The sequence below is a fragment of the Acidovorax sp. ACV02 genome (genome assembly GCF_014851475.1).
GTDB lineage: Bacteria > Pseudomonadota > Gammaproteobacteria > Burkholderiales > Burkholderiaceae_C > Acidovorax > Acidovorax delafieldii.
Genome location: NZ_JACUZU010000001.1, coordinates 798952 through 824740 on the forward strand (window position 1 = coordinate 798952; position 25789 = coordinate 824740).

The 25789-nt window shown below is 67.6% G+C and carries 18 protein-coding genes; 7 read left to right on the plus strand and 11 right to left on the minus strand.

Annotated elements, in window-relative coordinates; all coding sequences use genetic code 11:
* Positions 1-220 precede the first annotated feature (220 nt).
* Together rpoD and dnaG are read right to left on the minus strand one after the other, a co-directional pair.
* Positions 221-2599, minus strand: a complete 2379-nt coding sequence (gene rpoD / locus IB236_RS03700) for an RNA polymerase sigma factor RpoD (RefSeq protein WP_192418867.1) — start codon at positions 2597-2599, stop codon at positions 221-223.
* A gap of 267 nt (positions 2600-2866) precedes the next feature.
* Positions 2867-4924 (minus strand): DNA primase, encoded by a 2058-nt coding sequence (gene dnaG, locus IB236_RS03705; RefSeq protein ID WP_192418869.1) that lies wholly within the window; start codon positions 4922-4924, stop codon positions 2867-2869.
* A gap of 58 nt (positions 4925-4982) precedes the next feature.
* On the opposite strand from dnaG, the gene IB236_RS03710 reads away from it, so the two are divergent.
* The 3 genes from IB236_RS03710 (at position 4983) to IB236_RS03720 (ending at position 9506) form a co-directional block, all read left to right on the plus strand.
* Positions 4983-6086, plus strand: a complete 1104-nt coding sequence (locus IB236_RS03710; RefSeq protein WP_225580920.1) for a PotD/PotF family extracellular solute-binding protein — start codon at positions 4983-4985, stop codon at positions 6084-6086.
* Positions 6087-6089: 3 nt separating this feature from the next.
* Positions 6090-7757: a GGDEF domain-containing protein gene (locus IB236_RS03715; protein ID WP_225580921.1), complete on the plus strand. Its 1668-nt coding sequence runs from the start codon at positions 6090-6092 to the stop codon at positions 7755-7757.
* 102 nt (positions 7758-7859) lie between these two features.
* The gene (locus tag IB236_RS03720; protein ID WP_192418871.1) at positions 7860-9506 is read left to right on the plus strand and encodes an acyl-CoA synthetase; all 1647 of its coding nucleotides are present in this window, start codon (positions 7860-7862) and stop codon (positions 9504-9506) included.
* A gap of 164 nt (positions 9507-9670) precedes the next feature.
* Here the strand turns inward: IB236_RS03720 and IB236_RS03725 are convergent, their stop codons facing one another.
* Entirely contained in the window at positions 9671-10564 is an 894-nt protein-coding gene (locus tag IB236_RS03725) for an AraC family transcriptional regulator (RefSeq protein WP_192418873.1), read from the minus strand.
* Positions 10565-10716: 152 nt separating this feature from the next.
* On the opposite strand from IB236_RS03725, the gene IB236_RS03730 reads away from it, so the two are divergent.
* The 4 genes from IB236_RS03730 (at position 10717) to IB236_RS03745 (ending at position 15094) form a co-directional block, all read left to right on the plus strand.
* Positions 10717-11262, plus strand: coding sequence for a peroxidase-related enzyme (locus tag IB236_RS03730; protein ID WP_192418981.1), 546 nt, complete (start codon positions 10717-10719; stop codon positions 11260-11262).
* A gap of 217 nt (positions 11263-11479) precedes the next feature.
* Complete coding sequence (locus IB236_RS03735) at positions 11480-12109, plus strand: pyridoxamine 5'-phosphate oxidase family protein (protein WP_192418875.1); 630 nt, start codon at positions 11480-11482, stop codon at positions 12107-12109.
* 200 nt (positions 12110-12309) lie between these two features.
* Complete coding sequence (locus tag IB236_RS03740; RefSeq protein WP_056743307.1) at positions 12310-13065, plus strand: sulfite exporter TauE/SafE family protein; 756 nt, start codon at positions 12310-12312, stop codon at positions 13063-13065.
* A 79-nt stretch (positions 13066-13144) separates the two neighbouring features.
* The gene (locus IB236_RS03745; RefSeq protein WP_192418884.1) at positions 13145-15094 is read left to right on the plus strand and encodes a diguanylate cyclase domain-containing protein; all 1950 of its coding nucleotides are present in this window, start codon (positions 13145-13147) and stop codon (positions 15092-15094) included.
* Positions 15095-15193: 99 nt separating this feature from the next.
* Here IB236_RS03745 and IB236_RS03750 read toward each other — a convergent pair whose 3' ends face one another.
* The 8 genes from IB236_RS03750 to IB236_RS03785 form a co-directional block, all read right to left on the minus strand.
* Positions 15194-17167 carry an alkyl/aryl-sulfatase gene (locus tag IB236_RS03750; RefSeq protein WP_192418886.1) on the minus strand — a complete coding sequence of 658 codons (1974 nt, stop codon included), beginning with the start codon at positions 17165-17167 and terminating at the stop codon, positions 15194-15196.
* Between the two features lie 143 nt (positions 17168-17310).
* The gene (locus IB236_RS03755; RefSeq protein WP_056061934.1) at positions 17311-18303 is read right to left on the minus strand and encodes a tripartite tricarboxylate transporter substrate binding protein; all 993 of its coding nucleotides are present in this window, start codon (positions 18301-18303) and stop codon (positions 17311-17313) included.
* Positions 18304-18365: 62 nt separating this feature from the next.
* Positions 18366-19592, minus strand: a complete 1227-nt coding sequence (locus IB236_RS03760) for an acyl-CoA dehydrogenase family protein (RefSeq protein ID WP_056061937.1) — start codon at positions 19590-19592, stop codon at positions 18366-18368.
* A gap of 170 nt (positions 19593-19762) precedes the next feature.
* Entirely contained in the window at positions 19763-21331 is a 1569-nt protein-coding gene (locus IB236_RS03765) for an AMP-binding protein (protein WP_192418888.1), read from the minus strand.
* Positions 21332-21528: 197 nt separating this feature from the next.
* Positions 21529-21966 carry a DUF1801 domain-containing protein gene (locus IB236_RS03770; RefSeq protein WP_192418890.1) on the minus strand — a complete coding sequence of 146 codons (438 nt, stop codon included), beginning with the start codon at positions 21964-21966 and terminating at the stop codon, positions 21529-21531.
* Between the two features lie 48 nt (positions 21967-22014).
* Complete coding sequence (locus IB236_RS03775) at positions 22015-22530, minus strand: GrpB family protein (protein WP_192418892.1); 516 nt, start codon at positions 22528-22530, stop codon at positions 22015-22017.
* A gap of 14 nt (positions 22531-22544) precedes the next feature.
* Positions 22545-23570, minus strand: coding sequence for a LysR substrate-binding domain-containing protein (locus IB236_RS03780; protein WP_192418894.1), 1026 nt, complete (start codon positions 23568-23570; stop codon positions 22545-22547).
* Positions 23571-23673: 103 nt separating this feature from the next.
* Positions 23674-25521, minus strand: a complete 1848-nt coding sequence (locus IB236_RS03785; protein ID WP_192418896.1) for a gamma-glutamyltransferase family protein — start codon at positions 25519-25521, stop codon at positions 23674-23676.
* Between the last annotated feature and the right edge of the window lie 268 nt (positions 25522-25789).

Consider the following 25789-nt stretch of genomic DNA (forward strand, 5'->3'; position numbering starts at 1 on the left):
CAGCCTGTGGCGGCATGCACAGGGAAGGGACCTGCGCACCACCTGGGCTGCGCGCAATGGTCGCCAGCCAAGCTGTCAGTCTGCTGTCGCTGGCATCAGGGTAAACGCGGGGTTTATGGCCCCGTGCAGAGCGGTGCGCCGATCAGCGCAGCATGAAAAACGCCCTGCGCCGCAGGTGCGGGGCAGGGCGTTGGAGCCAGTAAAGGCTGGGTCGCGAGGCTTACAGCGAGTCGATGAAGCTGCGCAGCTTGTCAGAGCGGCTGGGGTGCTTGAGCTTGCGCAGCGCCTTGGCTTCTATTTGGCGAATGCGCTCGCGGGTCACGTCAAACTGCTTGCCCACTTCTTCCAGCGTGTGGTCGCTGGTCATCTCGATACCGAAGCGCATGCGCAGTACCTTGGCTTCGCGCGGCGTGAGGCCGTCCAGGATGTCCTTGACCACGTCGCGCAGGCCGGCCTGCATGGCCGCTTCGATAGGCGCGGTGTTGGCACCGTCCTCGATGAAGTCGCCCAGGTGGCTGTCGTCGTCGTCGCCGATCGGCGTTTCCATGGAGATCGGCTCCTTGGCGATCTTCATGATCTTGCGGATCTTGTCCTCGGGGATCTCCATCTTGGCCGCCAGTATGGACGCATCGGGCTCGAAACCAAACTCTTGCAAGTGCTGGCGGCTGATGCGGTTCATCTTGTTGATCGTCTCGATCATGTGCACCGGGATACGGATGGTGCGCGCCTGGTCGGCGATCGAGCGGGTGATGGCCTGGCGAATCCACCAGGTGGCGTACGTCGAGAACTTGTAGCCCCGGCGGTATTCGAACTTGTCCACTGCCTTCATCAGGCCGATGTTGCCTTCCTGGATCAAGTCGAGGAACTGCAGGCCACGGTTGGTGTACTTCTTGGCAATGGAGATCACAAGGCGCAGGTTGGCCTCGATCATTTCCTTCTTGGCATCGCGCGAGGTGGCTTCACCTTCGTTCATGCGCTTGTTGATGCCTTTGAGCTCAGCCAACGGCACGACCACGCGCGACTGCAGGTCGATCAGCTTTTGCTGCAGGTCCTGGATGGGCGGGATGTTGCGCGCGATCACGGCCGACCAGGGCTTGCCGGCGGTGGCCTGCTTCTCGACCCACTGCAGGTTCAGCAGGTTGGGCGGGAAGTCCTTGATGAAGGTCTCCTGGGGCATGCCGCACTTGTCCACGATGATGCGGCGCAGCTCGCGTTCCTTCTTGCGCACGTCGTCCACCTGGCCGCGCACCATGTCGCACAGCTTCTCGATGGTCTTGGCGGTGAAGCGGATGGTCATCAGCTCGGCCGACAAAGCGGCTTGCGCCTTGACATAGGCGGGCGTGCCGTAGCCTTCCTTGTCGTAGACCTTGTGCACTTTCTCGAACAGCTCGCGCAGCTTGTCGAAGCGCTCCAGTGCCTGCTTCTTGAGTTCTTCCAGCTTCTTGGTCAGCGCCTTGGAGCCGCCCTTGCCGTCGTCGTCATCGGCCTCGTCGAATTCGTCGAAGTCTTCTTCGGCCACATAGTCGTCGGCCTCGTTGGGGTTGGAGAAGCCGTCCACGATGGTCGAGATGACGACCTTGCCTTCGCGGATTTCCTCGCCCATGTTGAGGATCTCGGCGATGGTGGCGGGCGATGCGCTGATCGCCTCCATCATGGCCATCAGGCCGCCTTCGATGCGCTTGGCGATTTCGATTTCGCCTTCGCGGGTCAGCAGCTCCACGGTGCCCATTTCGCGCATGTACATGCGCACGGGGTCGGTGGTACGGCCGAATTCCGAGTCCACGGTGGACAGCGCGGCTTCGGCGGCTTCTTCGGCTTCTTCCTCGGTGGCGCCAGCGGGAGCGTTGTCCGTGATGATCAGCGCTTCGGCATCGGGCGTCTGCTCGTACACCGCCACGCCCAGGTCGTTCAGGGTGGTGATGACGGCTTCGAGGGTTTCGGCATCGACCAGCTTGTCGGGCAAGTGGTCGTTGATTTCAACGTGCGTGAGGTAGCCGCGGGTCTTGCCCAGCTTGATCAGGGCCTTCAGGCGCTGGCGGCGCTTTTGCATGTCCTCTTCGGACAGGACGGTTTCGTCCAGGCCGAATTCCTTCATCAAGGCGCGTTCCTTGGCCTTGCTGATCTTCATGCGCAGGGGCTTGACCTTCTCGACCGTGGCGGCTGCCTCGGGGGTCTCTTCGATCTCGCCTTCGAGATCGGCCTCGATGTCCGACAGGTCGGTATCGTCCACGCTCTCATCGCCACCGGCGGCTGCCTTGGGCTTGCGGCCGCGCTTGGCGGGGGCTTTGGCTTCGGCGGCACCAGCAGCCTTGGCGGGGCGGCCAGGCTTTTTCTTGGGCGCTTCTTCGTCGTCGGCGGCTGCGGCGACGGCCTTGGCGCGGGCAGGTTTCTTCTTCAGCAACTCATCGGCAGCTTTGATCAGCTCGGCGGTACTTTTCACGGGCACAGTTTTCACTTTCTTGGCGACCGGGGCGGGCGCGGCGGCAGCGGCCTTTTTGGGGGCCGCCTTGGCCGGCGCTTTGGCCGCGGTTTTGGAGACAGCCTTTGCGGCGGTGCCTGGGGCAGACTTGGGCGACTTCGCGGACTTTTGAGCGGGCATGGAGCAACCTCAGAATCAAAAACGGACACAAAGAAAACGCAAGCGCCTCAGATCCCGGCGCGGGTGGCAACGCAAAGCAACGAGGGCTTTGCGCCTGGAGGGGACACCCTCAGCGGCAAGATGTCTGGGCGATCATTTGGTGTGCAGTCCTTGCGATAAGTGGGCCCATCAGCGCATAGGTGCGCGTTTGTCACGGTGGCCCGGCTCGGAGGTGCTGCTGTCGCTCTTGCCAATAACTAACCTTATATTATACCGCCCAGACCCTATTCAAGTGGTTTTTGGCGCTATTTGCTCCAGTTCCTTGCGCTTTTCGGCCAGCGCCCGGTAACGCTCCAGGGCAGAGGGGTCTTGTGCCACCTGCAGCACCAGCACTTTTTGCTGCTCCTTGATGTCTTCGATCTGCATGCGGGTGAGCAGGTCGCGCAGCTCCAGCCGCAATTCGTGCAGTTCGCCCTCGGTCTGCGCATGCGAGCCGGTCATCACCTTGACGGCCAGCTCTTCGCACTCGTGATCGCGCAGGCTTTCGCGCAGCACGGCCCAGGCCAGGGGGCCATGTTCGTGGAACTGCGCCTCCAGCCACGCAAACAGTGGCCCATGGGGCGCAGGCTGGGCCGCCAGTGTGGTGTGGTCGTCGTGCGTCAGCTCTTCCAGAAACGCCATGTGCGACAGCAGCAGCCGCGCCGCGTGGTCCGCCCGGCCCATGGCCGGCGTGCGGGGCAAACGGGGCTGGGGCGGCCAGGGAGCGTCCTTGTCGCGCTTTTTCCAGCCTCCGCCGCTTTTCCAGTCGCCTCCCTTGCGGAACGGGGGCTTGCCGCCGCTGCCATAGCCATTTTGGCCTCCGTAGCCTCCCTGGTTGCCGTAACTGCCGTAGCCGGGGTCGTAGGCCGTGCCTGTCGACTCGCTGTGGGGTTGCCAGCCATCGGTGTCGGGCGGGGCATCCCAACTGGGGGCGTCATCAGGGGCGGTACGGGGCGGGTGGCGCTGCGGGGGGGCATGGTGTACAGCGCGCAGGCCGTCGCGGGCGGCGGCCTGGCCCCACAGGTCGGACAGGTCGCGGGCATTGAGCTGGGTCAGCTCGGCCAGCTCGCCCAGCAGCTGGCGCTTGAGCACGCCGTCGGGCAGCGCCGTCCACAGCGGGCGTGCATTGCTGGCCATGTGGGCGCGGCCTTCGGCGGTGGCCAGGTCGCAGCCCTCGCTGGCCGATTCGACCAGGAAGCGGCTCAGCGGCATGGCGTCGCTCACATGGCGCGCAAAGGCGTCGGTGCCATGGTCGCGGATGAAGCTGTCCGGGTCGTGCTCTGCGGGCAGGAACAGAAACTTGATGCTGCGCGTGTCGGTGGCATGGGGCAGGGCGCCGTCCAGGGCCTTGCGCGCGGCGCGCCGCCCGGCGTTGTCGCCGTCAAAGCTGAACACCACCGCGTCGGTAAACCGCAGCAGCTTTTGCACATGCTCTGGCGTGCACGCCGTGCCCAGTGTGGCCACCGCGTTCGGAAAACCCAGCTGCGCCAGGGCCACCACGTCCATATAGCCCTCGGTGACCAGCGCGTAGCCCGCCTCCCGGATGGGCGTGCGGGCCTCGAACAGGCCGTACAGCTCGCGCCCCTTATGGAACACCGGGGTTTCGGGGGAGTTGAGGTACTTGGGCTTGTCGTCCCCCAGCACCCGGCCACCAAAGCCGATGTACTCGCCCTTGACGTTGCGGATGGGGAACATCACCCGGTCGCGGAACCGGTCATAGCGCTTGCCACCGTCTTCGTCGTTGACGATGACCAGGCCGCTTTCCTCCAGCAGCGGGTCGTCATAGCTTGGGAACACGCTGGCCAGGCTGCGCCAGCCTTCGGGCGCGTAGCCCAGGCCGTAGCGCTTGGCCACCGCGCCCGAGACACCCCGGCCCTTGAAGTACCCGATGGCGCGCTGCGACTCGCGCAGGTGGCGGCGGTAGGCGTCGGCGGCTTTCTCCAGCACCTCGTTCAGCGTGGCTTGTTTCTGTCGCGCGGCGGCGGCGCGTTCCTTTTCCTGCGGGGAGATGTCGTCATCGGGCACCTGCAGGCCCACGCTCTGGGCCAGGTCCTGGACGGCCTCGACAAACCCCATGCCCGCGTGGTCCATCAGAAAGCTGATGGCATTGCCGTTCTTGCCGCAGCCAAAGCAGTGATAGAACTGCTTGGCGGGGCTGACGCTGAAAGAGGGCGACTTCTCTCCGTGAAAGGGGCACAGCCCCATGAAATTGGCGCCACCTTTTTTCAGCTGGACGTAGCGCCCCACGATGTCCACCACGTCCACACGGGTGAGCAGTTCCTGAATGAAAGACTGAGGGATCGTCACGCGCCCTATTGTCCGCGTAAACTCTTTGTAACCAGTTATTGCTGGAAAGGCTTTTGGCATGGGGTTCGCGGCATGTGGGCGGGCGTTGGCGGGTAGGGCGCTGCACGGGTGGCGCGCCAGCCTGCCCGTGCTGCTGTTCGCGCTGGCGGGGCTCGCATGGCTGCCGGGGGCCTCGCAGGCCGCGACGGTCCTCAGGGTGCTGGCCTGGCCGGGTTATGCCGACCCGGACTTTGTCGCGGTGTTCGAGAAGCGCCATGGGGTCAAGGTGGAGATCACCATCGTGGCATCGGATGACGTCTTGCGCGCCAAGATGGACAGCACCGACGGGCCGGGTTTTGACCTGGTGGCTGCCAACACGGCGGAAATTGCGCGGCTGATCCTCCATGACAAGCTCGCGCCGTTGCCGTTGAGCAACATCCGCAACACCGCAGGGCAGCTGCCCCGGTTTCGCCAGCTGCACACCATCTCGGGCATTGGCTGGCGGGGCGAGGTCTATGCCATGCCCTTCACCTACTCCGAGATGGGGCTGGTGTACGACCGCCAGCAGTTCAGCACGCCACCGCAGTCGATCGCCGTGCTGTGGGACCCACGCTGGCAGGGCAAGGTGCTGGCGTTTGACGGCAGCAGCCACGGTTTTTCGCTGGCCGCCATGCGCCGGGGCCTGCCGCCGTTTCGCATCGACGCCGCCCGTTTCAGCCCACTGGCCAAGGACCTGGTGGCCCTGCGGCGCAATGTGCGGTCGTTCTACAGCCTGCCCGAGGAGTCGGTGGAGCTGTTTCGCAAGCACAATGTGGCGGTAATGCACGCCAACTACGGCCAGCAGCAGCTCAAGCAGCTGCGCGATGCGGGACTGGATGTGGGCTACGTGGTGCCCAAGGAGGGCGCGCTCGCCTGGCTGGATTGCTGGGCCATCACCCGCCGCTCCACCCAGGTCGCGCTGGCTGCCGAGTGGATCAACTACATGCTCGACCCGGCCGTGAGCCGCGAGTTCACGCGGCGCCAAGGGCTGGCCAACACCCTGGACGAGCCACCAGCGCTGGCGGGCGATGTGCCCGGGGGGACCATGGGCCCCATCGTGTGGCTGGAGCCGGTGGAAGACGAAGCCCTGCGCGCCCGCCTCTGGCAACGCATCGTGTCGGGCGACCGACCCAACCGGTTCTGACCGATGGCACGCGTGAAATGGAGCATCGCGCTGAGGCTGGGGGCCCTGCTGGCCTCGTTCAGTGTGTTCGCGGCCGTTCTGGCGGGCTACTACACCTTTGACTCGAGCCGCGAACGCCTGCAGGGGCGGGCCGAGCGCTCGCTGCTGGCCACCACGCAGGTGCTGGCGCGCCACATGCAGGCGGGCTTTGGCACGGTGGCGCGCGACACGGCCTTTCTGGCCGACGCCGCTGCCGTCGAACAAGACCAGGGACGGCTGGCCGACCTGTTCAAGGCCAACCTGCAGGCCCATCCCGCCTATCTGCAGATCCGCTTCATCAGCGCCAGCGACTACGGGCTGGAGCTGGTGCGCATCGACCGCCAGGGCGACAAGCTGGTGCGCGTGCCCGATGACCAGCTACAGGAGAAGTCGCACTTTCCGTTTGTGTTCGAGGCCCTCAGCCTGCCCGATGGGGAGGTGTATGTGTCCGAGTTCGGCATCAACCACGAAGACGCCGCGCAGGAGGCGGCCGTGCCCGTGTTCAACATGGCATCGCCCGTGGTGCAGGGGGGCCAGCTGCGGGGCGTAGTGGTGGTGCGGGTGGCGGCCGCGCCGTTCCTGCACAACTTCAATGCGGCGCTGCCGACCCCTTACGGGTTTTATCTGAGCAACCGCTGGGGTGACTTTCTGGTGCACCCGGACGCCGCGCAGACCTTTGGCTTTGACCGGGGCCAGCGCATCCTGATCCAGGAGTCGTTCCCGCAGGTGGCCGCGCTGGTCGATGGCCGTGCCGAAGAGGCGGTACTCAGCCAGTCCGGCACCGACGACGAGGAGGCGCGTGTTTTTGCCTTTGTGCGCATGCCCTTTGGCAACGCGGACGAGGGGCGTTTCATGGTCGTGGGGCTCTCGCAGCCGCTGGCCGTGGTGCAGGGCGAGGTGCTGGACCTGGGGCGCAGCATCCTCAAGATCCTGCTGGTGCTCAGCGTGGTGGGTGTGGCCCTGGCGGCTGGGGTATCGCGCCTGGTGACCCAGCCGCTGCAGGCCATGGTGAAGGCGGCGCAGGCGTTTTCACGCGGGGAGGCCCACGGCGCGCTGCCGGTGCACCGGGGCGACGAGGTGGGCGAGCTGGCCCGCAGCTTCCAGGATATGGAGCAGCAGATCAGCCGCCAGCTGGCCGAGCTGAACCTGAGCCGTGACGCCATGGCCCACCTGGCGCACCACGACGCACTCACCGGCCTGCCCAACCGCCGCATGTTCGAGCAGCGCCTGGCCCAGGTGCTGGAGCTGTCGCGCCGCAGCGGCCGCAGCTGTGCACTGTTGTTCGTGGACCTGGATGAGTTCAAAGCCATCAATGACACGCGCGGGCATGCCGTGGGCGACCTGGTGCTGCAGGCGGTGGCACGCACCATCGTCGGCGCCGTGCGGCAGGTGGACACCGTGGCCCGGCTCGCCGGGGACGAGTTCACGGTGCTGTGCGAAAACGTGGATTCCGAAGAGGCTGCGCTGCAGATCGTGACCAAGCTGCAGCACGCGTTCGAGCCACCGCTGGACATCGATGGCGAGCCCCTGGCCGTGCGCGCCAGCATTGGCCTGAGCCTGTTCCCCCGCGACGCGCAGGATGCGCGCACACTCATGGCCAGCGCCGACGCGGCCATGTACCGCATCAAGCAGAGCCACAAGCGAAGGTTGTGAGGCTGCGCACCGCAGTCCACACCGCGCTTGCGCTGGCCCGTGTTGCTTTCGTGTCAGCCTGCGGCGCTAGGCTGTGTGTAGTTCACCTTCTTGCACCGACCCATGACCTCCATCTTTGACCAGCACCTGCCCCGCAACGAAGCCAACTTTGCCGCCCTGTCGCCCCTGTCGTTCATCGAACGCACGGCCGAGGTCTACCCCGACCGCCTGGCCATCGTGCACGGCGCGCTGCGCCAGACCTGGGCCCAGACCTACGCGCGCTGCCGCCAGCTGGCCAGCGCGCTGACCCAGGCCGGCATCGGCAAGAACGACACCGTGGCCGTGATGCTGCCCAACACGCCGCCGATGGTGGAGGCGCACTTTGGCGTGCCCATGGCGGGCGCGGTGCTCAACACCCTCAACACCCGGCTGGACCCGGAGGCCATCGCCTTCATGCTCGACCACGGCGAGGCCAAGGCCGTGATCGTGGACCCGGAATTCACTGGCACCATGGCCAAGGCGCTGGCCCTGCGCACGGGCACCACGCCCATCCGCGTGATCGAGGTGCAGGACGCGCTCTACGGCCCCGCCGTGCAAAGCCTGGGCGGCACCGAGTACGAGGCCTTTGTGGCCAGTGGCGACGCCACCTTTGCCTGGAGCCTGCCTGCCGACGAGTGGGATGCGATTGCGCTCAACTACACCAGCGGCACCACCGGCAACCCCAAGGGCGTGGTCTACCACCACCGGGGCGCCGCCACCAACGCTATCAGCAACGTGCTGGAGTGGGACATGCCCAAGCACGCGGTGTACCTGTGGACGCTGCCCATGTTCCACTGCAACGGCTGGTGCTTTCCGTGGACCATTGCGGCGCGTGCGGGCGTCAACGTGTGCCTGCGCCGTGTGGACGCGCAGGCCATCTTCGACGCCATCCGCACCCACGGCGTTAGGCACTACTGCGGTGCGCCCATCGTGCACGGGCTGCTGGTCAACGCGCCCGAGGCCATGAAGGCGGGCGTTCCTGCAGGCGTCAAGGCCATGGTGGCGGGCGCCGCGCCACCGGCCTCGATGATCGAAGGCATGGAAAAGATGGGCTTTGACCTGACCCATGTGTACGGCCTGACCGAGGTGTACGGCCCCGCGACGGTGTGCGCCAAGCACGAGGCCTGGGATGCGCTCGACATTGGCGAGCGCGCCCGCCTCAACGCCCGCCAGGGCGTGCGCTACCACCTGGAGCGCGACGTGCGCGTGTTGGACCCCGAGACCATGTTGCCCGTGCCGCAGGACGGCGAAACCATGGGCGAGATCATGTTCAAGGGCAACATCGCCATGAAGGGCTACCTCAAGAACCCCAAGGCCACCGACGAGGCCTTTGCGGGCGGCTGGTTCCACAGCGGCGACCTGGCCGTGCAGTACCCCGACGGCTACATCAAGATCAAGGACCGCAGCAAGGACATCATCATCTCGGGCGGCGAGAACATCTCGTCCATCGAGGTCGAAGACGTGCTCTACCGCCACCCCGACGTGCTGGCCGCTGCCGTGGTGGCCAAGCCCGACCCCAAGTGGGGCGAGACGCCCTGCGCGTTTGTCGAGCTGAAGGCCGGTGCCCAGACCACGCCCGAAGACATCGTGGCGCACTGCAAGAAGCACCTGGCGGGCTTCAAGGTGCCACGCGCCGTGGTGTTTGGCGAGCTGCCCAAGACCAGCACCGGCAAGATCCAGAAGTTCGAGCTGCGCAAGCAGGCCGGGTCGGCAGCGGCCATCAACGTCTGAGAAGGCGTGACGCGCCTAGTGGAGGGGGCGCGCGCGGTGGGTGGCTATTTGCTATGTAATTAATAGCTGCTGGTGCATATTCCACTAGCGCATCCGCCGCTTTTGGCTTGAAAACCGGGGCCAGGGGCTCCTGGGTGCCCCTGCGGCGCTGCCCGGGCTGGGTGTCAACGCCCTTCGTCCACCGCCTCCCGCCAGTCCCGCGCTGACATCCCCAGCTTTTGCGCAAACACGCGCGACAGCGCCGAGGGGTTGGCGTAGCCCAGTTCATGGGCGATGGACTTGAGCGACCGGCCTGCACGCAAATGCGCCTGCGCCAGCGTGAGCCGCCAGTGCGCCAGGTAGTCGGCTGGCGTGTCCCCCACCACGGCCTTGAAGCGGGCGGCAAACGCGCTGCGCGACATGCCCGCCTGCTGGGCCATCTGCGCCAGGCTCCACGGCTCGCCGGGTGCCTCGTGCAGGGCCGTGAGCGTGCGCGACAGTTGCGGGTCGGCCAGGCCCGTCAGCAGGCCGGGGGGCATCTGTGCTTGCTGCGGGTGGTCCAGCAGCCAGCGCAGCAACTGCAGCAGCACTACTTCAAACAGGCGGTCGGCCAGCACGCGGTGGCCGCAGCGCAGGCGGTCGGTTTCGGCAAACAGCAGGTCCAGCGACTGCTGCAGCCCGTCCACCGCGCCCAGCGGCAGCACCACCAGCGGCGGCAGGGCGCGGGCCAGCGGGTGGCTTGCGCCGCCGTCAAAGTCCAGCGCGGCGCAGGTGAAGTCCGAGCCCTCGGTGGGCGCGTTGTGAAAGAAGTGCTCCAGCGGCCGGGCATAGAACAGCAGGCTGGGCTCGCACACCTGAAGCCGCTCGGGCGGGCCGGCCTGGGGCTGGTGCGTCACCACCATCTCGCCCTGGCGCAGCACATGCAAAAAGCCCCGGCCCGGCGCCGCCGCAAAGTGCGTCACGCCACACAGCGGCCCGTTGTGGAACAGGTGCGCCCGCACCCGAAACCGCTCCAGCAGCGGCGACAACCGGTCGAGCGGGGTGGAGGCCTGCGCGGGTGCGGGAACGCTTGGTGGCATAGTTTTGGATGATTGGGTATGAATTGTGGATTTTATGTGCCAAATGGTACACGCTGGCGCCGGACACTGCAGGGGTGCCGAGAACAGGCACAAGTTCTCACCAACCCTTCATGACCTTCAAGGAACACACCATGTCCGCTACTTCTTCTTCCATCGCCCGCGTCCCCCTCGTCGACCGCACCGCCGCCACCAGCACTGTGCGCGCCGTGCTCGACCAGGTCCACGGAGCCTTTGGCGCCACGCCCAACATGTTCCGCGCCGTGGCCAACTCGCCCGCTGCGCTGCAAAGCATGTGGGGTGCGTTTGGCGCCTTGGGAGGCGGCGTGATCGGCGCAGCTTTGGGCGAGCAGATCGCCGTGGCCGTGGCCAACCGCAATGCCTGCGACTATTGCCTGGCCGCCCACACCGCACTGGGCCGCAAGGCGGGCGTGAGTGGCGAGGCCCTGGCCGCCGCGCAGGCGGGCGAATCGGCCGACCCGCGCACGGCCGCCGTGCTGCGCTTTGTGCTGCAACTGGTCAACGAACGCGGCCAGGTCGATGCGGCCGATGTGCAGGCCCTGCGCGACCAGGGCGTGAACGACGAGCAGATCGTCGAGATCGTGGCCCATGTGGCGCTCAACCTGTTCACCAACTACGTGAACGTGGCGCTGGCCGTGCCGGTGGACTTCCCTGGCGTCAAGCTGCGCCCGGCGCGTTGAACGAGGGGGCGGCGCGCGTCTGGCCGGTGGGCTGGATGCGCGCCGCTTCTGTTGCTGCTGGCGCGGTCCTGTGGCGAAGCCATCGCAGGCAGTCCTTCGCGAAGATCCATGCGTGCATTTTTTGCACGCATAACCGGCTGCAAAGTCGTTTGTCAGCGCGGCAGGCCTGCTGCACCATGGCCGCTCCCTTGCCCACCCACCCGAAGGAAGCCGCCCCATGACCCCCGCCCGCGACGAGCACGCCATCGACACCCTGCCACGCCTGGAGGCCCTGCTGGGCACGCTGAGCGATGCCTCCGTCCACAAAGAGCTGCCGTATGTGCACCCCGCCTACCGCGCCATGATCGCGGCGTCGCCCTTTGCCGTGCTGGCCACCACCGGCCCCGGCGGGCTGGACGCCTCGCCGCGTGGCGACCCCGCCGGCTTTGTGCAACTGCTGGACGACAAAACCTTGCTGCTGCCCGAGCGCCGTGGCAACAACCGCGCCGACAGCTTGCGCAACATCGTGGCCGACCCGCGCGTGGCGCTGCTGTTCCTCATCCCCGGCGTGGGCGAGACGCTGCGCGTCAACGGCAACGCGCGCATCAGCGTCGCGCCCGACCTGCTGGCGCGTTTCGTGGTCAACGGCCAGCCGCCAAAGTGTGTGATCGTGGTGGATGTGCAGGCGGTGTACTTCCAGTGCGCGCGCGCCATCCAGCGCTCGCGCCTGTGGGACGCCGTGCCGCCCGGCACCCCGCGCCCCGTGCCTACCCCCGGCGCCATCCTGGCCTCCATCACGCAGGGCGCGTTTGACGGCGTCGCCTACGACCGCGAGCTGCCAGCGCGCCAGCAGGCCACGCTGTATTGAACGGGCGCTGCGACTCGCCGCCACAGCGTTGCCCCTGCCGCCAGCGCACACAATGGCGGCTGGGTGCGCAGGGCTTGCGCTTCATGGACTCACCGGCCGAACGCGCGTACACGTGAGGAGCGTAAGGAGCTAAGGAGCGTGGGGCTCCGTGGGGCGTGATGCGAGCCTCCGCGCACGTTCATACCAATTGAGGGGGAGACATGGATTCCGTGCTGTTGATCGTGGCCCTGGGCGCAGTGGCCGCCGGGTTTGTGCAGGGGCTGTCGGGCTTTGGCTTTGGCATGGTGGCCATGTCGTTCTGGGCCTGGACGCTGGAGCCCCGCCTGGCCGCGCTGCTGGCGGTGTGCGGCGCGCTCACCGGCCAGCTGGTGGCGGCGGCCACGGTGCGCCGGGGTTTTGACCGGGTGCGCCTGCTGCCTTTTGTGCTGGGTGGCCTGGTGGGTATCCCCATCGGCGTGGCCGTGCTGCCCCGTCTTGACATGGACGCGTTCAAGGTCATCCTGGGCACGCTGCTGGTGCTGTGGTGCCCGGCGATGCTGATGGCCAAGCAGCTGCCCCGCATCACGCGCGGCGGGCGCGTGGCCGACGCGCTGGTGGGCATGGCCGGCGGCGTGATGGGCGGCCTGGGCGGCTTCACCGGCGTGCTGCCCACCCTGTGGTGCACCTTGCGCGGTCTGGACAAGGACGTGCAGCGCGCCATCATCCAGAACTTCAACCTGGCCATGCTGCTGGTGACCTTCATCACCTACCTGGCCACCGGTCTGGTCACCCGCGAGGCGCTGCCGCTGCTGGCCATCGTCGTGCCCGCCATGCTGGTGCCCGTGCTGCTGGGAGCGCGGCTGTACCACGGTATCAGCGATGCGCGGTTCCGGCAGATCGTGCTGGGCATGTTGACCCTGTCGGGCGTGGCGATGCTGGTGGCCAGCCTGCCCAAGGTGCTGGCGCGGCTCGCGTAGGGTTCCATTTGCGTGGGCCGCGCCCGGTGGCCATCCTGTTGTCGACTTGCCGCACATGCCCCGCTACATTTCGAGGGGCATGGAGCAAAAAGATGACACCACGCGGCCACCGGACGCGGACGACCGTCTTGAGGCCGGGGCCCCGCGTCGCCGCTATCGCCTTGTCACGCCGCTGAGCCTGGCGATTGCGCTGGGCTGCATCGTTGCCGTGGCGGGCTTGTGGCTGGTCACGCTGCAGCGTGTGGCGTTCGAGCGCGAGCAGGCCGTGGCCTCCGCCATGCAGTCCAATGCCAACCTGGCCATCGCCTTCGAGCAGCAGGTGTTCCGCACCCTCAAGGCGGCCGAGCAGGTCGCCGCCTTTGTGCGCGAGCAGTACCTGCAGCAGGGCACCGACATTGACCTGCGCGACTGGGTGGAGCGGGGGGTGATCCGCGAGCCCATGTTCACCATCATCAGCGTGGTGAACGAGCAGGGCGACATCGTCAGCAGCAGCCAGGAGACCGGGGCCGTCAACTACAGCGACCGCGCCTTTTTCAAGGCGCTGCGTGCCAGCGATCGCGATGACCTGTTTGTGAGCGAGCCTGTGCTGGGCCGTGTGTCGAGGCAGTGGCGCATTCCGATGGCGCTGCGCATCGTGAGCGAGGGAGGCCGCTTTGGTGGTGTGGTGGTGATGTCGGTGGACCCGACGAACTTCACCGACTTTTACCGCCAGGCCGACCTGGGCGCACAGGGGCTGCTGGAGCTGACAGGGCTGGACGGCGTGGTGCGCGGCCGCAAGGCAGGGGGCAAGATCAGCTTTGGCGGCGATGCGCGAGGCCTGCCCTGGTTTCAGCTCCGCGCGCAAGACCCTGAAGGCGAACTGATCGATGAGAACGGCGCGGTGGACGGTGTGCCGCGCATCCTCAGCTACCGCAGCATGGCGGGCTACCCGTTGATGGTGACGGTGGGGTCGACCTCCGACGAGGTGCTGGCACCGGTGATGCAGCGGCGCGTTGACTACCTCGCCCTGGCCGCGGGGGCCAGTGTGGCGCTGCTGTGTTTTGGCGCGCTTCTCATTGTGGTGCTGGCACGCCAGCGGGCCGTGGCCGATGCACTGGCGTCCAGCGAAGGCTTGTTCCGCGCCACCTTTCACCAGGCGGCCACCGGCATCGCCCACATCACGCCCGAAGGCCGCATCCTGCGTGCCAACGACAAGTTCTGCCGCATGCTGGGCTATTCGCTGGAGGAGCTGCGCCAGCGCGACCTGTTTGCGCTGAGCGACGAGGGCGAGCGTGAAGCCCTGCGCCGCTTTCTGGCGCGGCGCCTGGTGGCGCACTCGCCCGTGTTCTCCCCCGAGATGGAAAAGGCCTACCGGCGCAAGGACGGCGGCCTGTTGTGGGTGTACGAAGCGCTGGGCCTCGTCAAGGACGCCCAGGGTCACCCGGACTTTCTGGTGGTGGTGACGCAGGACATCAGCGCACGCAAGGAGCTGGAGATGCGCCTGTCGCACGATGTGCTGCACGACGCGCTCACAGGCCTGTCCAACCGCGTGATGTTCCACGACCGCCTGGCGCGTGTGCTAGAAACGGCCCGGCGCCACGGGCGGCACGCCGCAGTGCTCTATGTGGACCTGGACGGGTTCAAGTCCGTCAACGACCAGTGGGGCCATGCAGCGGGCGACCTGCTGCTGCAGCAGGTGGCTCGGCGGCTGGAAGACTGCGTGCGCGCCGAAGACACCGTGGCGCGCCTGGGCGGCGACGAGTTCGGCATCGTGCTGGCCACCATCGAGCGGGCAGACCACTGCGAGGTCGTGGCGGGCAAGGTGCTGTCTGCGATGGAGCAGCCTTTTGTGCTGGAGGGCGCTGTTGCCCACATCTCGGCCAGCGTGGGCGCGGCGCTCTACCCGCGCCATGGCACCGATGCCGATGCGCTGCTCGCCCAGGCCGATGCTGCGATGTATGCGGCCAAGCAGGCAGGCAAGAACCGCTTCAACATCGACACCGCACTGAGCCCGCTGGCCGATGACGGTGTTGCAGGTCCACCGGGCTGACGAGGAGCCAGCCATCGAGGGATGGCTCTGGTGTTGCGCTCCTCATTTGGGAGCATTGAGCGCATTATGTATAGGCGCTAGCGGCCTGTTTCATTCAAATCACCGCGTCATGATCGGAAAGTCACGCACCGGCTGGTCCAGCATGCCCATCAGCTGCCGCAGAGCCTGCGCATCGCCTTCCATGCGCAGCGCGCCAGAGGCGGCCAGCTCCTGCGGTGTGGCCTGGCCGTTCATCAGGCGCAGGAAGGCGGGTTTGGTGAGCAGCAGCGTGGCGTCGGCGGGCCAGGGTGGTGTGCCCGGGCGGTGGTGCAGCACCGCGTTCTCAATCCACAGACCATGGTTTTCTTCGGCGTCGGTAAAGCGCAGTGCCACGGCCAGGCGCACGCCGTCCGCGCGCGGGCCGTTGAGCGAGGCGGCCATTGCATCGAGGAACTGCGGGATGGGGGTCTGCATGAGCATGTCGGCCACTGCAGCGCGCGGGCCTGAAGCGTTGCGCTGTGCAGTGCCATGCCGCAGTTCCTGCGCGCCTGTCAGGTAGAAGTTGCGCCAGGGCGCCGATTCAGCGGCGTAGCCCATCTGCTCAAAGCTGCGCGCCATCAGGTCTTTGGCCGCTGCGTTGTTGCTGTCCGCCAGCAGCACATGACGCAGTAATTCAGCCGCCCAGCGGTAGTCGCCCGCGTCAAAGGCCTGGCGCGCGGCGGCCACTGCAGCGCCCGCGCCGCCTGCCAGGGCCACGTAGCGGCGCGCGGCCTCCACAGGCGGCAGCGGGTCGAGCGTGGCGGGGTGCGCGTCGAACCAGCCCAGGTAGAACTGCGCCACCGCGCGCACGTTGTGTTTGACGGTGCCGTAGTACCCGCGCGATGCCCACTGCGCCGCCAGCGTGGAGGGCAGTTGCGCGGCCTCGGCGATCTCGCCGGGTGTCAGCCCGGCGTTGAGCAGGCGCACCGTCTGGTCGTGCAGGTAGCGGTAGGTGTCGCGCTGCGTGGTCAAGAAGGTGTCGATGCGCTCGCGGCCCCACACGGGCCAGCCGTGCTGCAGGAAGACCACATCTGCACGGCGTGCGTGCGCAATGGCGCCGTCGATGTAGCGCGACCACGCCAGCGCGTCGCGCACCTTGGCGCCGCGCAGGGTGTAGAGGTTGTGCAGTGTCTGCGAGACCAGTTCTGCCGCACCGAACGCGCGCAGGTCGGGCAGCTCGAACACCATCTCGGCCGGGGCTTCGGAGCCTGGCACGTTGTGGAACACGAAGCGCACGCCATCAATGTCGAGCGCCTGCGTGGGCTGGTCGATGAGCACGGTGGGCGGCAGGATGCCGATGCGCCCGACCGCCACGGCCATGCCCAGGCCGTTGTCCACCACGCCGCGCGCATCGCGTGGCAACTGGCTGCCATACATGAAGCCCGCGCGGCGCGACATGGCGGGGCCGAGCAGCAGGTTCTCGCTGGTCGCCTCCTCCATGAAGCCCACCGGCGCCACGATGGGCACGCTGCGTGCCTTGGCGTCCTGCGCGGTCAGCACGCCCAATGCGCCGCCGAAGTGGTCCACATGGCTGTGCGTGAACACCAGGTCCGACACCGGCTGCGTGCCCAGGTGCTGGCGCGCGAAGGCGAGGGCGGCCGCCGCCGTCTCCTGCGTGGTGAGCGGGTCCACCACGATCCAGCCCGTGCGGCCCTGGATGAGCGTGAGGTTGGCCAGGTCGAACCCGCGCAGCTGCCAGATGCCCTCACGCACCTGGTACAGGCCGGGCGTCTGGTTCAGGCGCGCATGGCGCCACAGGCTGGGGTGCACGGTGGCGGGGGCCTCGCCCTGTGCAAACTGCAGCGCATCAAAGTCCCACACCACCTGGCCCTGCGCGTTGCGCACCTGGCCGCTGGGGCTGGCGATGAGGCCCCGGCGCGCGTCCTCGAAGCTGGCGGGCGCGTTCACGTCCAGTGTGCCCAGGGATACGGCCTGGCGCGCACGCGTGGCGGCGGTTGCGTCCTGCCGAACATCGGCCACCTGGGCCAGGGTTGCAGGTGCCAGGCCCAGCAGAAGCGGCAAGGCGAGTGCCGCGAGCGTTGGGAGGTTTCGCATGGGGGTTTGGAACCTCTTTGAGATGAAAAAGGCCTCAAGCGCACAATTTATATGCGCTGGCAGCTATCAAAATTGAAGTAATGCGTTGCCTGGTATGGACAGGTAGGGCCCGCGCACGTGGGTGCGATCACCCCTTCGCGCCATCACATCGGCTCCAGCCTGATGCGTTTCATCATCGCCTCGGTGAAGCCGATTTCCTTGCCGAAGGCGCGTGTGAAGGTCTCGCCGTCTTGCGGGTTGACCATGCCGCCTTGTTCTTCGAGCGCGGTCACCACGGCGGGCTGGCGCAAGGCGGCTTCGAACGCGGCGCGCACGCGGGACACGATGGCATCGGGCGTGCCGGTGGGCACGGAGACTCCGCCCCAGGAGGTCAGCTCCACCCCGGGCAGGCCCGCCTCGGCCAGCGTGGGCACACTGGGCAGCTTGGGATTGCGCGCGGGCCCGGTCACGGCCAGTGCGCGCAGCTTGCCAGCCACGATGTTCGAGTACGCCACGGCGGTGATGGGCGCGCCAAAGGCCACCTGCTGGCCCAGTACCGCATTGACGATTTCCGACGCGCCCTTGTACGGCACATGCGTGGCCTGCGCCTGGCTGACGCTGAGCACCATCTCCACCCCCAGGTGCGAGGGCGTACCGACACCGCCCGAGGCGTAGTCCAGCTTGCCGGGCTGCGCACGCATGCGCGTGAGCAGGTCGGCAAGGCTGCGGATATCGCTTTGCGCGTTGACGATGACCACCGTGTCCGAACTCGTCAGGCCGATCACATGGCGAAAGTCCTTGAGTGCGTCGTAGCCGGGCTGCTTGTACATGCGCATGCTGGCCGCCATGGGTGAGGCGGAGTACACCCAGGTGTAGCCGTCGGGCGCGGCCTTGGCCGCCTGGCGCGCACCCAGGTTGCCGCCTGCGCCGCCCTTGTTTTCGATGACCACGGGCTGGCCCAGCTCCTTCGACACCGCTTCGGCCACGATGCGGGCCGTGGTGTCCGGGCCCGTGCCGGCGAGGTAGGGCACCACCCACTTGATGGGGCGCGCGGGCCACGGCTCGGCGGCCATGGCGGATGTACTGGCCAGCAGTGGCAGCAGGCTTGCAGCGAGCAGTACGCGGCGGCGCAGGTGGGGGATGGGTTGATTCGTCATGTCTTGTCTCCGTGTCATTTTCTGTGAGGGTTGTTGTGGCGCGCTGTGGGCGGCGCAGCCGCTCAGGGGGATGCCATGAGTTCTTTCGCGATGGTGTTGCGCTGGATTTCGCTGGTGCCGGTGAGCACGCGGTACATGCGCAACATGCGGAACAGGAACTCCACGCGCCGGCCTTGCACGATGCCCTCGCCGCCGTGGATCTGCACCGCGCGGTCGGCGATGCGAAAGGCTGCCTCCGAGCAGAACAGCTTGGCCATGGACGACTCGGCGCGCGGCTCGGCGCCCGCATCAATTGCGCGGGCCGTGGCCAGCATCAGCCCGCGCGCGGCAGCCCAGTCGGTCGCCATGTCGGCCAGCATGTGCTGGATGGCCTGGAACTGCCCGATGGCGCGGCCGAACTGGTGGCGCTGCTGTGCGTAGTCGCGCGCATCGCGCAGGGCCACCTGCGCCAGGCCCAGCATGGCGGGGCAGTGCAGCAGCCGGTTCACGCTGATGCGGCCCAGCGCCAGCGCCAGGCCGCGCCCGGCCTCACCGATCAGGTTGGCGGCGGGTACGCGCGTGCCCTCCAGCACGATGTTGCCCGTGCTCGTCTGCCCCGCCATGGTCTTGTAGCCCGACTCCACGCGCACGCCGGGCGCATGCAGGTCCACAAAGAAGGCCGTGACCTCGCGCTTTTTCGGGTCGGGGTCGTCGTGTGTGGCGGTGGATGCCATCAGCACCGCGTAGTCGGCAAACGGCGAGCCCGAGATGAAGCGCTTGGCGCCCGTGATGACGTAGTCGTCGCCATCGCGCACGGCGCGTGTCTGCACGTTGCCAGCGTCCGATCCGGCCTCGGCCTCGGTCAGTGCGAAGCAGATGGCCATTTCGGCCCGGGCCACCGGCAGGATGAACTGCTGCATCTGGTGCGGCGTGGCCATGCGCGCCAGCGCGCCCACGCGTGGCGGGCCACTCAGCTCGCCAAATACATGGGGGGCGAACGGCGAGCCGCTGGCGTAGATGGCCTCTTTGACCAGCACATGGTCCAGCGTGGACAGGCCCAGGCCGCCCATCTTCTGCGGCAGCGTCATGCCGTAAAAGCCCAGCGCGTGCGAGCGCTTCCACACCTGCTGCAGCAAGGCCTTGTCGGGCGCGTGCTCGTGGTCGATGCCATGCTCGCGCGCCAGCGCGGCCAGCTCGCCGTACAGAAACTCGTTGATGCGCGCAATCAGTTCGGCCGCCTGTGGCGAGCCCTCAAAAGGCATGCCGGGAAACAGCGGCGCGGGGAGGGGGGATGTGATGTCGTTGTTCATGTCAGGATTCCTTGTCGTTGGCTGTGACAGCGGGCTCTGGAAACTGGCGCAGGCCCAGGCGAGAGACGCCGAGCAAGGGCCGCCCCGCAGCGAGGGCGTCGTCCCCCTTCCCGCAGCGCGCAGCGATGCGAGAGAAGGGGGAAGGCGCGCAGCGCCTCAGGGGGATGTACCTAGTTCACCATCCGCCCACGCCCTTCCCAGTACGGGGCCTGTACGGCACGGCGCATCACCTTGCCGTTGGGGTTCTTGGGCAGGGTGGTGACGAACTCAATGCGCCGGGGCCGCTTGAACCCGCCCAGGTGCTGGGCGCAGAACGCGTCGATCGCAGCGGTGGTGTCGGCGCCGGCCGCGCGGCCGGGCTTGAGCACCACATGCGCGGCCACGGCCTCGCCCCACTTGTCATCGGGCACGGCGAACACGCAGGCGTCCGCAATGGCATCGTGCTGGTACAGCACGGCCTCGACCTCCGATGGGTACACGTTGAAGCCGCCGCTGATCACCATGTCTTTCTTGCGGTCCACGATGTAGACGTAGCCCTCGTCATCCATGCGGGCCAGGTCGCCCGTGTGGTACGCACCGTCCTTGAGCACCTCGGCCGTCAGCTCGGGGGCGCGCCAGTAGCCCGCAAAGATGTCGTCGCCACGCACCACGATCTCGCCGATCTCGCCGGTGGCCACGGGCAGGCCGTCGTCGCCCAGGATCTGCACATCGCATTCCAGAAACGGGCGTCCGCACGATGCCAGGCGCTCAGGCCGCGCAGCGCGGGCAAACAGATGGTCCTCCACCGACAGGCCACACACGCCCGAGGTCGTCTCGCCCGCGCCGTAGCCTTGCTGCAGGATGGGCCCGAACACGTCCATGGCCTGCAGGATGCGCGCGGGGGCCATCGGGGCGGCGCCGTAGCCCAGGCGCAGCAGGTCGGGCAGGGGGCGGTACTGGCCCTCCAGCTCGGTCAGCAGCATGTTGATCATGGTGGGCACCATGAAGGTGTGGGTCACGCGGTCGGCCCGCATGTCGGCGATGAAGCGCGGGGGCTCGAAGCCGTTGAACAGGCGGATGGTGACCCCCTGGCACAGCGCCGGCACCATCTGCATGCCCGATGCGTGGGTGATCGGGCCCACCAGCCCCAGGATGTGGCCGGGCTGCTGCCCGTCCGAACGCGTGAGGAACTTGCGCAGCTGCGCAAGGCGGTTGCCGAAGGTCTGCATGGCCGCCTTGAGCACGCCGGACGAGCCCGAGGTGTAGTGCAGCACGGCGACTTCGTCCTCGCACACGACCACCGGGGTGAACGTGTCGCTGGCCTGGGCCAGTGCCGCTTCATACCCTGCAGGGCCCGCATCGTCGGTCAGCAGCAGCCGGGGCATGGCGCCGGGCATGCATTGCTCCACATGCGGGCGGATGGTCTCGGCGCGCTCGGCGGTGGTCACGATCAGCGCCGCACCGCTGTTGGCGGCAATGGCGCCGACCTCGGTGGGCGAGAGCCGGGCGTTGAACGGCGCCTTGATCAGCCCGGCCTTGTAGCAGGCGATCTCGATCTCGACGACCTCGACACAGTTGGGCAGGTAGATGCCCACGCGGTCACCGCGCTGCAGGCCCAGGCCGAGCAAGGCGTTGGCCAGGCGGTTGGTGCGCTGCTCCAGATCGGCATAAGTGATGCTGCGTGCGGGGCTCTTGACCGCCATGCGGCGGGCATGGGCACGGGCGCTGCGCGCCACGAGGGCGCCGACGTTGGCGACCACGCGCGGGGAAATGGGGGGCGAGGTGGTAATGGCTGTCTCCTGAAACACTGGCCCTGTCGAGCGCGGGGCATGGGGTCACTGTTCCAGAAGACGGGGTATCAGGGAAATACCGATTGCTGATGGGCAGGCATCACTGAAATTGATGCCCGTGCCGTAGCGTGCCTTCCGCACACGCTGCGTGCGCGGCTGCGACAGTGTTATGCCGCCTTCGCCCGGGTGGCGGGCTTTTTGGCGGCGGATCTGGCGGGCTTGGCGGCGTTGAGTGCCACTGCCGCGCGGATGAGCGACTTGAACGCCTCTGCATCCACCATGTCGCCCTCGTGGATGTCGATGGCGCGCCGCGCATTGCCGTCCAGGCTGGCGTTGAACAGCCGCGCCGGGTCCGGCAGCGAGGCACCCTTCAAAAAGGTGAGCTTCACTGCGGCCTTGTAGCTCTCGCCGGTGCAGAGGATGCCGCCCAGCGACCATACGGGCGTTCCCATCCACTTCCACTCCTCCACCACGCCGGGGGCGGCCTCATGAATGAGCGCACGCATGCGTGCCAGCACCGGGCCGCGCCAGTCGGCCAGGTCTGCGATGCGCTGATCGATGAGGGTGGAGGCGGGTTGGGGCGATGCAGTGGTTGTGGATGCCATGGCGGTGTCTCCTGAAGAGGAATCGTTAGAGCCTTTATGGGAATGTGATCAGTCGGCAGCCAGGGGCTTGCCCGCCGCCTGCAGCACCTGCGCGATGAAGCGGGCCTTCTCCTCGCGGTAGCGGTCCACCCCCTCAGGTGCGAATCGCTGCTTGAGCCGGTTGTACTCTGCCACCAGGGCGGGGTCGGCGCGCAAGGCATCGCGAAAGTGCAGAAAGCATTCGAACGGCGAGCCGCTGGCCACCACCTGCAGTGCAACGTGCATCGTGGCGCCGGGCCACAGCAGCATGCACAGATCGGGCGCGCGCAGGGTGTCGGCCTTGGCGCTGCAGCCTGCGGCTTCGAGCGCTGCCACGCCCGGTGCATGGTCTTGCGGCGGCACCAGCACGCAGATATCGAGGTCACCCTTGGAGACTGCACCGGGAATGGACGAGGCGCCGATGTGTTCGATGCGCGCCTGCGGCACGATTGCAGCCACCTGGGCGGCCACCGCGGCCACCGCGGCAAACGTGGCTGTGGCGTCGTCCTGGTACTGCGCGGATTCGAGCAAGGTCACTGCGGTCACTCGGGTCACTCGGGTCACACTGCGGCCTCCCACCTGCCCGATGCCACCAGCTCCCGCACCACGGCCTCCAGCGCGTCCATCACCACCTGCATCACCCCGTCCACCTCGCGGTTCGCAGCGGTGGCCAGGGTGTAGCTGCGCGTCATCTCCGGGTTGACCACGCGGGCCACCATCCAGTCGGTGCCAGAGGCAGGGGCATCCCCCAGCGCGCAGGCAGGGGTGAAGGTGAAGCCGCCCCCGCACGCATACAGCGAGCGGATCACCCGCGCGGAGTCGTGTTCGTGGGCGATGTTCAGGGCCACACCGCGCGCGGCGGCGGCTTCTTCAACCCGCTGGCGGATGGTGTAGCGGCGCGACTGCAGCACCAGGGGCTGTGCGGCCGCATCGGCAAAGTCGATGGTGGGGCGCATTGTGGGGCTGGCGCGCGCTGCCGTGGCGCGCGCGCCGGCCCGGCGCGCAGCAGGCGCTTGGGCCGTGGCCGCTGCGTCAGGTGCTGGTCGCAGCAGCGCACGCACCGTGCCGCCGGGATCGTGCCCGCAAAAGTACATGGCCTCGCGCACCAGGGGACGGCAGTGCAGGCCCTCCACCTGCGCAGCGTCGACCAGTACGCCGATGTCCGCGCGCCGGTCCAGCATGGCTTTCCTGACCATGAGGCTGAGGTCGTCGAGCACGAACACCCGAATGCGCGGGTGCGTGTCCTTCAGGTGCGCCAGCAACGGGCCCATGAGCAGCGATGACAGCAGAAACGGCACGGCAATCGTGACCGATCCCTCTGGCCCTTGCGGCAGGCGCTGGATGCGCTCCCGCATGGCCGAGGCGTCGCTCAAAAGCCGCCGGGCGTCCTGGTAGAGCTGCACGCCAGCCTGTGTGGGCGTGACGCCCGCGTGCGAGCGTTCCAGCAGCTGCGCGCCCAGCTCGGACTCCAGCTTCTTGATCTGGGCAGTGAGGGCGGGCTGCGCAATGTAGAGGCTGCCCGCCGCGCGCGAGAGGCTGCCGGCCTCGACCACGGCGATGAAGTAGCGCAGGCTTCGGAGATCCATGGGGCAAGACTGTAGCGGGGTCCGTCCTTGGCGCGCGCCATGCCCGCCCAGGCGGCCGCGCACTCGGCGCGCAGCCCCGTGGTGGGCCGCGCAAGGCTGGCTTTCAGTCGCCCATCACCACGCCCTCGCGGCGTGGATCGGCCCCGCCCATCCACAGCTTCTTGCCATGTGCCTGGCCGCGTGTGATGGCTTGCAGGCCGCTGGTCATGTTCATCTCGCGCACTTCTGCGCCCCGGGCGCGCAGGGCTTCGACCGTGGCGGGCGGGAAGCGCTTTTCTTCCAGCAGCGTGGGGCCGTTCATCGAGCCGAAGTTGGGCAGGTTGATGGCCTGCTGGGGCATCAGGCCCCAGTTGAGCACGCCGTAGAGCGTCTTGGCGGTGTAGTGGATGATGGCCGCGCCGCCGGGGCTGCCGCCGCTCATCAAGAGCTCGCCGGTGGCTTTGTCGAACACCAGCGTGGGCGCCATGGACGAGCGCGGGCGCTTGCCGGGCTGCACGCGGTTGGCAATGGGCTGGCCTTGGGCGTCGGTGGGGGCAAAGCTGAAGTCGGTGAGTTCGTTGTTGAGCAGGAAGCCTTTCACCATCTGCCGCGCACCGAACTGGTCTTCGATGGTGGTCGTCATGGCGACCGCGTTGCCAAACGCATCGACGATGCTGATGTGGCTGGTGCCGTATTCAGGCTGGTCGGGCATGGCTCCGTGGTTGATGCGGATGACGGCCGGGTTTCCGGGCGCTGCGATCTTCATGCTCTGCGTGCCGATGAGCTTGGCGCGCTCGGCCAGGTAGGCGGGCGCGAGCAGGCTGGTCCAGCTGCCGGCGGGCGGCTGCACAAAGTCGGGGTCGGCCACATACAGCGCGCGGTCGGCAAAGGCCAGGCGGGCGGCTTCGGTGTACAGGTGCAGCCAGTCGGCCGAGGGGATGCCGTCCTGCAGCGGCTTGGCGGCGGCGTCGGTGTTTTTCAGGATGCCCAGGATCTGCCCGATGGCGATGGCCCCGGAGCTGGGTGGTGGAAAGCCGCACACGCGGTAGTCCTTGCTGGCCACCTGGTAGTCGTGGCACAGCGCCTCGCGCTTCTTGGGCTGGTAGCCCGCCAGGTCGGCCAGGCTGAGCTTGCCGGGGTTGGTGGGGTGCTTTTGCACCTTGTCCACGATGGCCTGGGCGACCTCGCCTTCGTGCAGGGCCTTGCCGCCTTCAGCGGCAATCTTGCGCAGCACGGCGGCCAGCTCGGGGTTGCGCAGGTTCACGCCCACATCGCGCGCGTCGCCATCGGCCTTGTAGAAGTAGGCGGCGGCCACGGGGTCCTTCTTGAGGTGGGCGTCGGCCTTGACCAGGGTGTGGAGCCGCGCGCTGACCTTGAAGCCGCCCTCGGCCAGCGTGATGGCGGGCTGGAACAGCGTGGCCCAGGGCAGCTTGCCGTGCTGCTTGTGCGCCATCTCCAGCATGCGAACGGTGCCGGGCACACCCACCGAGCGGCCGCCCACCACACCGTCGTAGAAGGGCACGGGCTTGCCGTCGGCACCCAGGAAGAGTTTTTCATCGGCGGCAGCGGGCGCGGTTTCGCGGCCATCGTAGGCCTCCACCACCTTGCCGTTGCTGTGCAGCAGGAAGGCGCCGCCGCCGATGCCGCTGGACTGTGGCTCCACCAGCGTCAGCACCATCTGCACGGCAATGGCCGCATCGACGGCCGAGCCGCCGGCCTTGAGGATCTGGTAACCCGCATCGGTGGCCAGCGGGTTGGCAGCAGCCACGGCAAACTTCTCCGTGGCCCAGCCCGGTTTTTCGGTGTAGCCGGACGAACCCTCGGGCTGGGCGGGCACGGTGTAGGCGAACTGGGATGGCGCACCGGCGCAACCTGTCAGGGCCATCAGGGTGGCGATGGCCGCAGGGGCCAGCAGGTTGCGACTGAACGGGCGGCGCAGGTGCGACGTGGCAGGCAGGGCAGTGGGTGACATGCGGGTCTCCTGTGGGTGCAAGCAGCGAAGCGGCCATGGTAAGGGGCCTTGCTGCAGCCTGCGAGGGCGTGCAGGAGGCTGCCCCTGGGGTTTGTGCACCGATTGAAGGTGTTTTGCGGCGGTAGCGCTAGTGCAATATGCCTGAGCAGCTATCAAAAAGATAGTTGTTACCGACCGTCAGCGGCTGTTCACAGGCCATCCCGGGGCCCTGGCGGGGCGCAACGACCGGGGGCTCGCCTGCCCGGCGGGTCGGGTCACGCCTTCCCAG

Coding starts and splice junctions, on each gene's coding strand:
- rpoD (WP_192418867.1), bottom strand. CDS start 2,599: ATGCCCGCTCAAAAGTCCGCGAAGTCGCCCAAGTCTGCCCCAGGCACC.
- IB236_RS03710 (WP_225580920.1), top strand. CDS start 4,983: ATGGGGTTCGCGGCATGTGGGCGGGCGTTGGCGGGTAGGGCGCTGCAC.
- IB236_RS03715 (WP_225580921.1), top strand. CDS start 6,090: ATGGCACGCGTGAAATGGAGCATCGCGCTGAGGCTGGGGGCCCTGCTG.
- IB236_RS03720 (WP_192418871.1), top strand. CDS start 7,860: ATGACCTCCATCTTTGACCAGCACCTGCCCCGCAACGAAGCCAACTTT.
- IB236_RS03725 (WP_192418873.1), bottom strand. CDS start 10,564: ATGCCACCAAGCGTTCCCGCACCCGCGCAGGCCTCCACCCCGCTCGAC.
- IB236_RS03735 (WP_192418875.1), top strand. CDS start 11,480: ATGACCCCCGCCCGCGACGAGCACGCCATCGACACCCTGCCACGCCTG.
- IB236_RS03740 (WP_056743307.1), top strand. CDS start 12,310: ATGGATTCCGTGCTGTTGATCGTGGCCCTGGGCGCAGTGGCCGCCGGG.
- IB236_RS03745 (WP_192418884.1), top strand. CDS start 13,145: ATGGAGCAAAAAGATGACACCACGCGGCCACCGGACGCGGACGACCGT.
- IB236_RS03750 (WP_192418886.1), bottom strand. CDS start 17,167: ATGCGAAACCTCCCAACGCTCGCGGCACTCGCCTTGCCGCTTCTGCTG.
- IB236_RS03755 (WP_056061934.1), bottom strand. CDS start 18,303: ATGACGAATCAACCCATCCCCCACCTGCGCCGCCGCGTACTGCTCGCT.
- IB236_RS03760 (WP_056061937.1), bottom strand. CDS start 19,592: ATGAACAACGACATCACATCCCCCCTCCCCGCGCCGCTGTTTCCCGGC.
- IB236_RS03770 (WP_192418890.1), bottom strand. CDS start 21,966: ATGGCATCCACAACCACTGCATCGCCCCAACCCGCCTCCACCCTCATC.
- IB236_RS03780 (WP_192418894.1), bottom strand. CDS start 23,570: ATGGATCTCCGAAGCCTGCGCTACTTCATCGCCGTGGTCGAGGCCGGC.
- IB236_RS03785 (WP_192418896.1), bottom strand. CDS start 25,521: ATGTCACCCACTGCCCTGCCTGCCACGTCGCACCTGCGCCGCCCGTTC.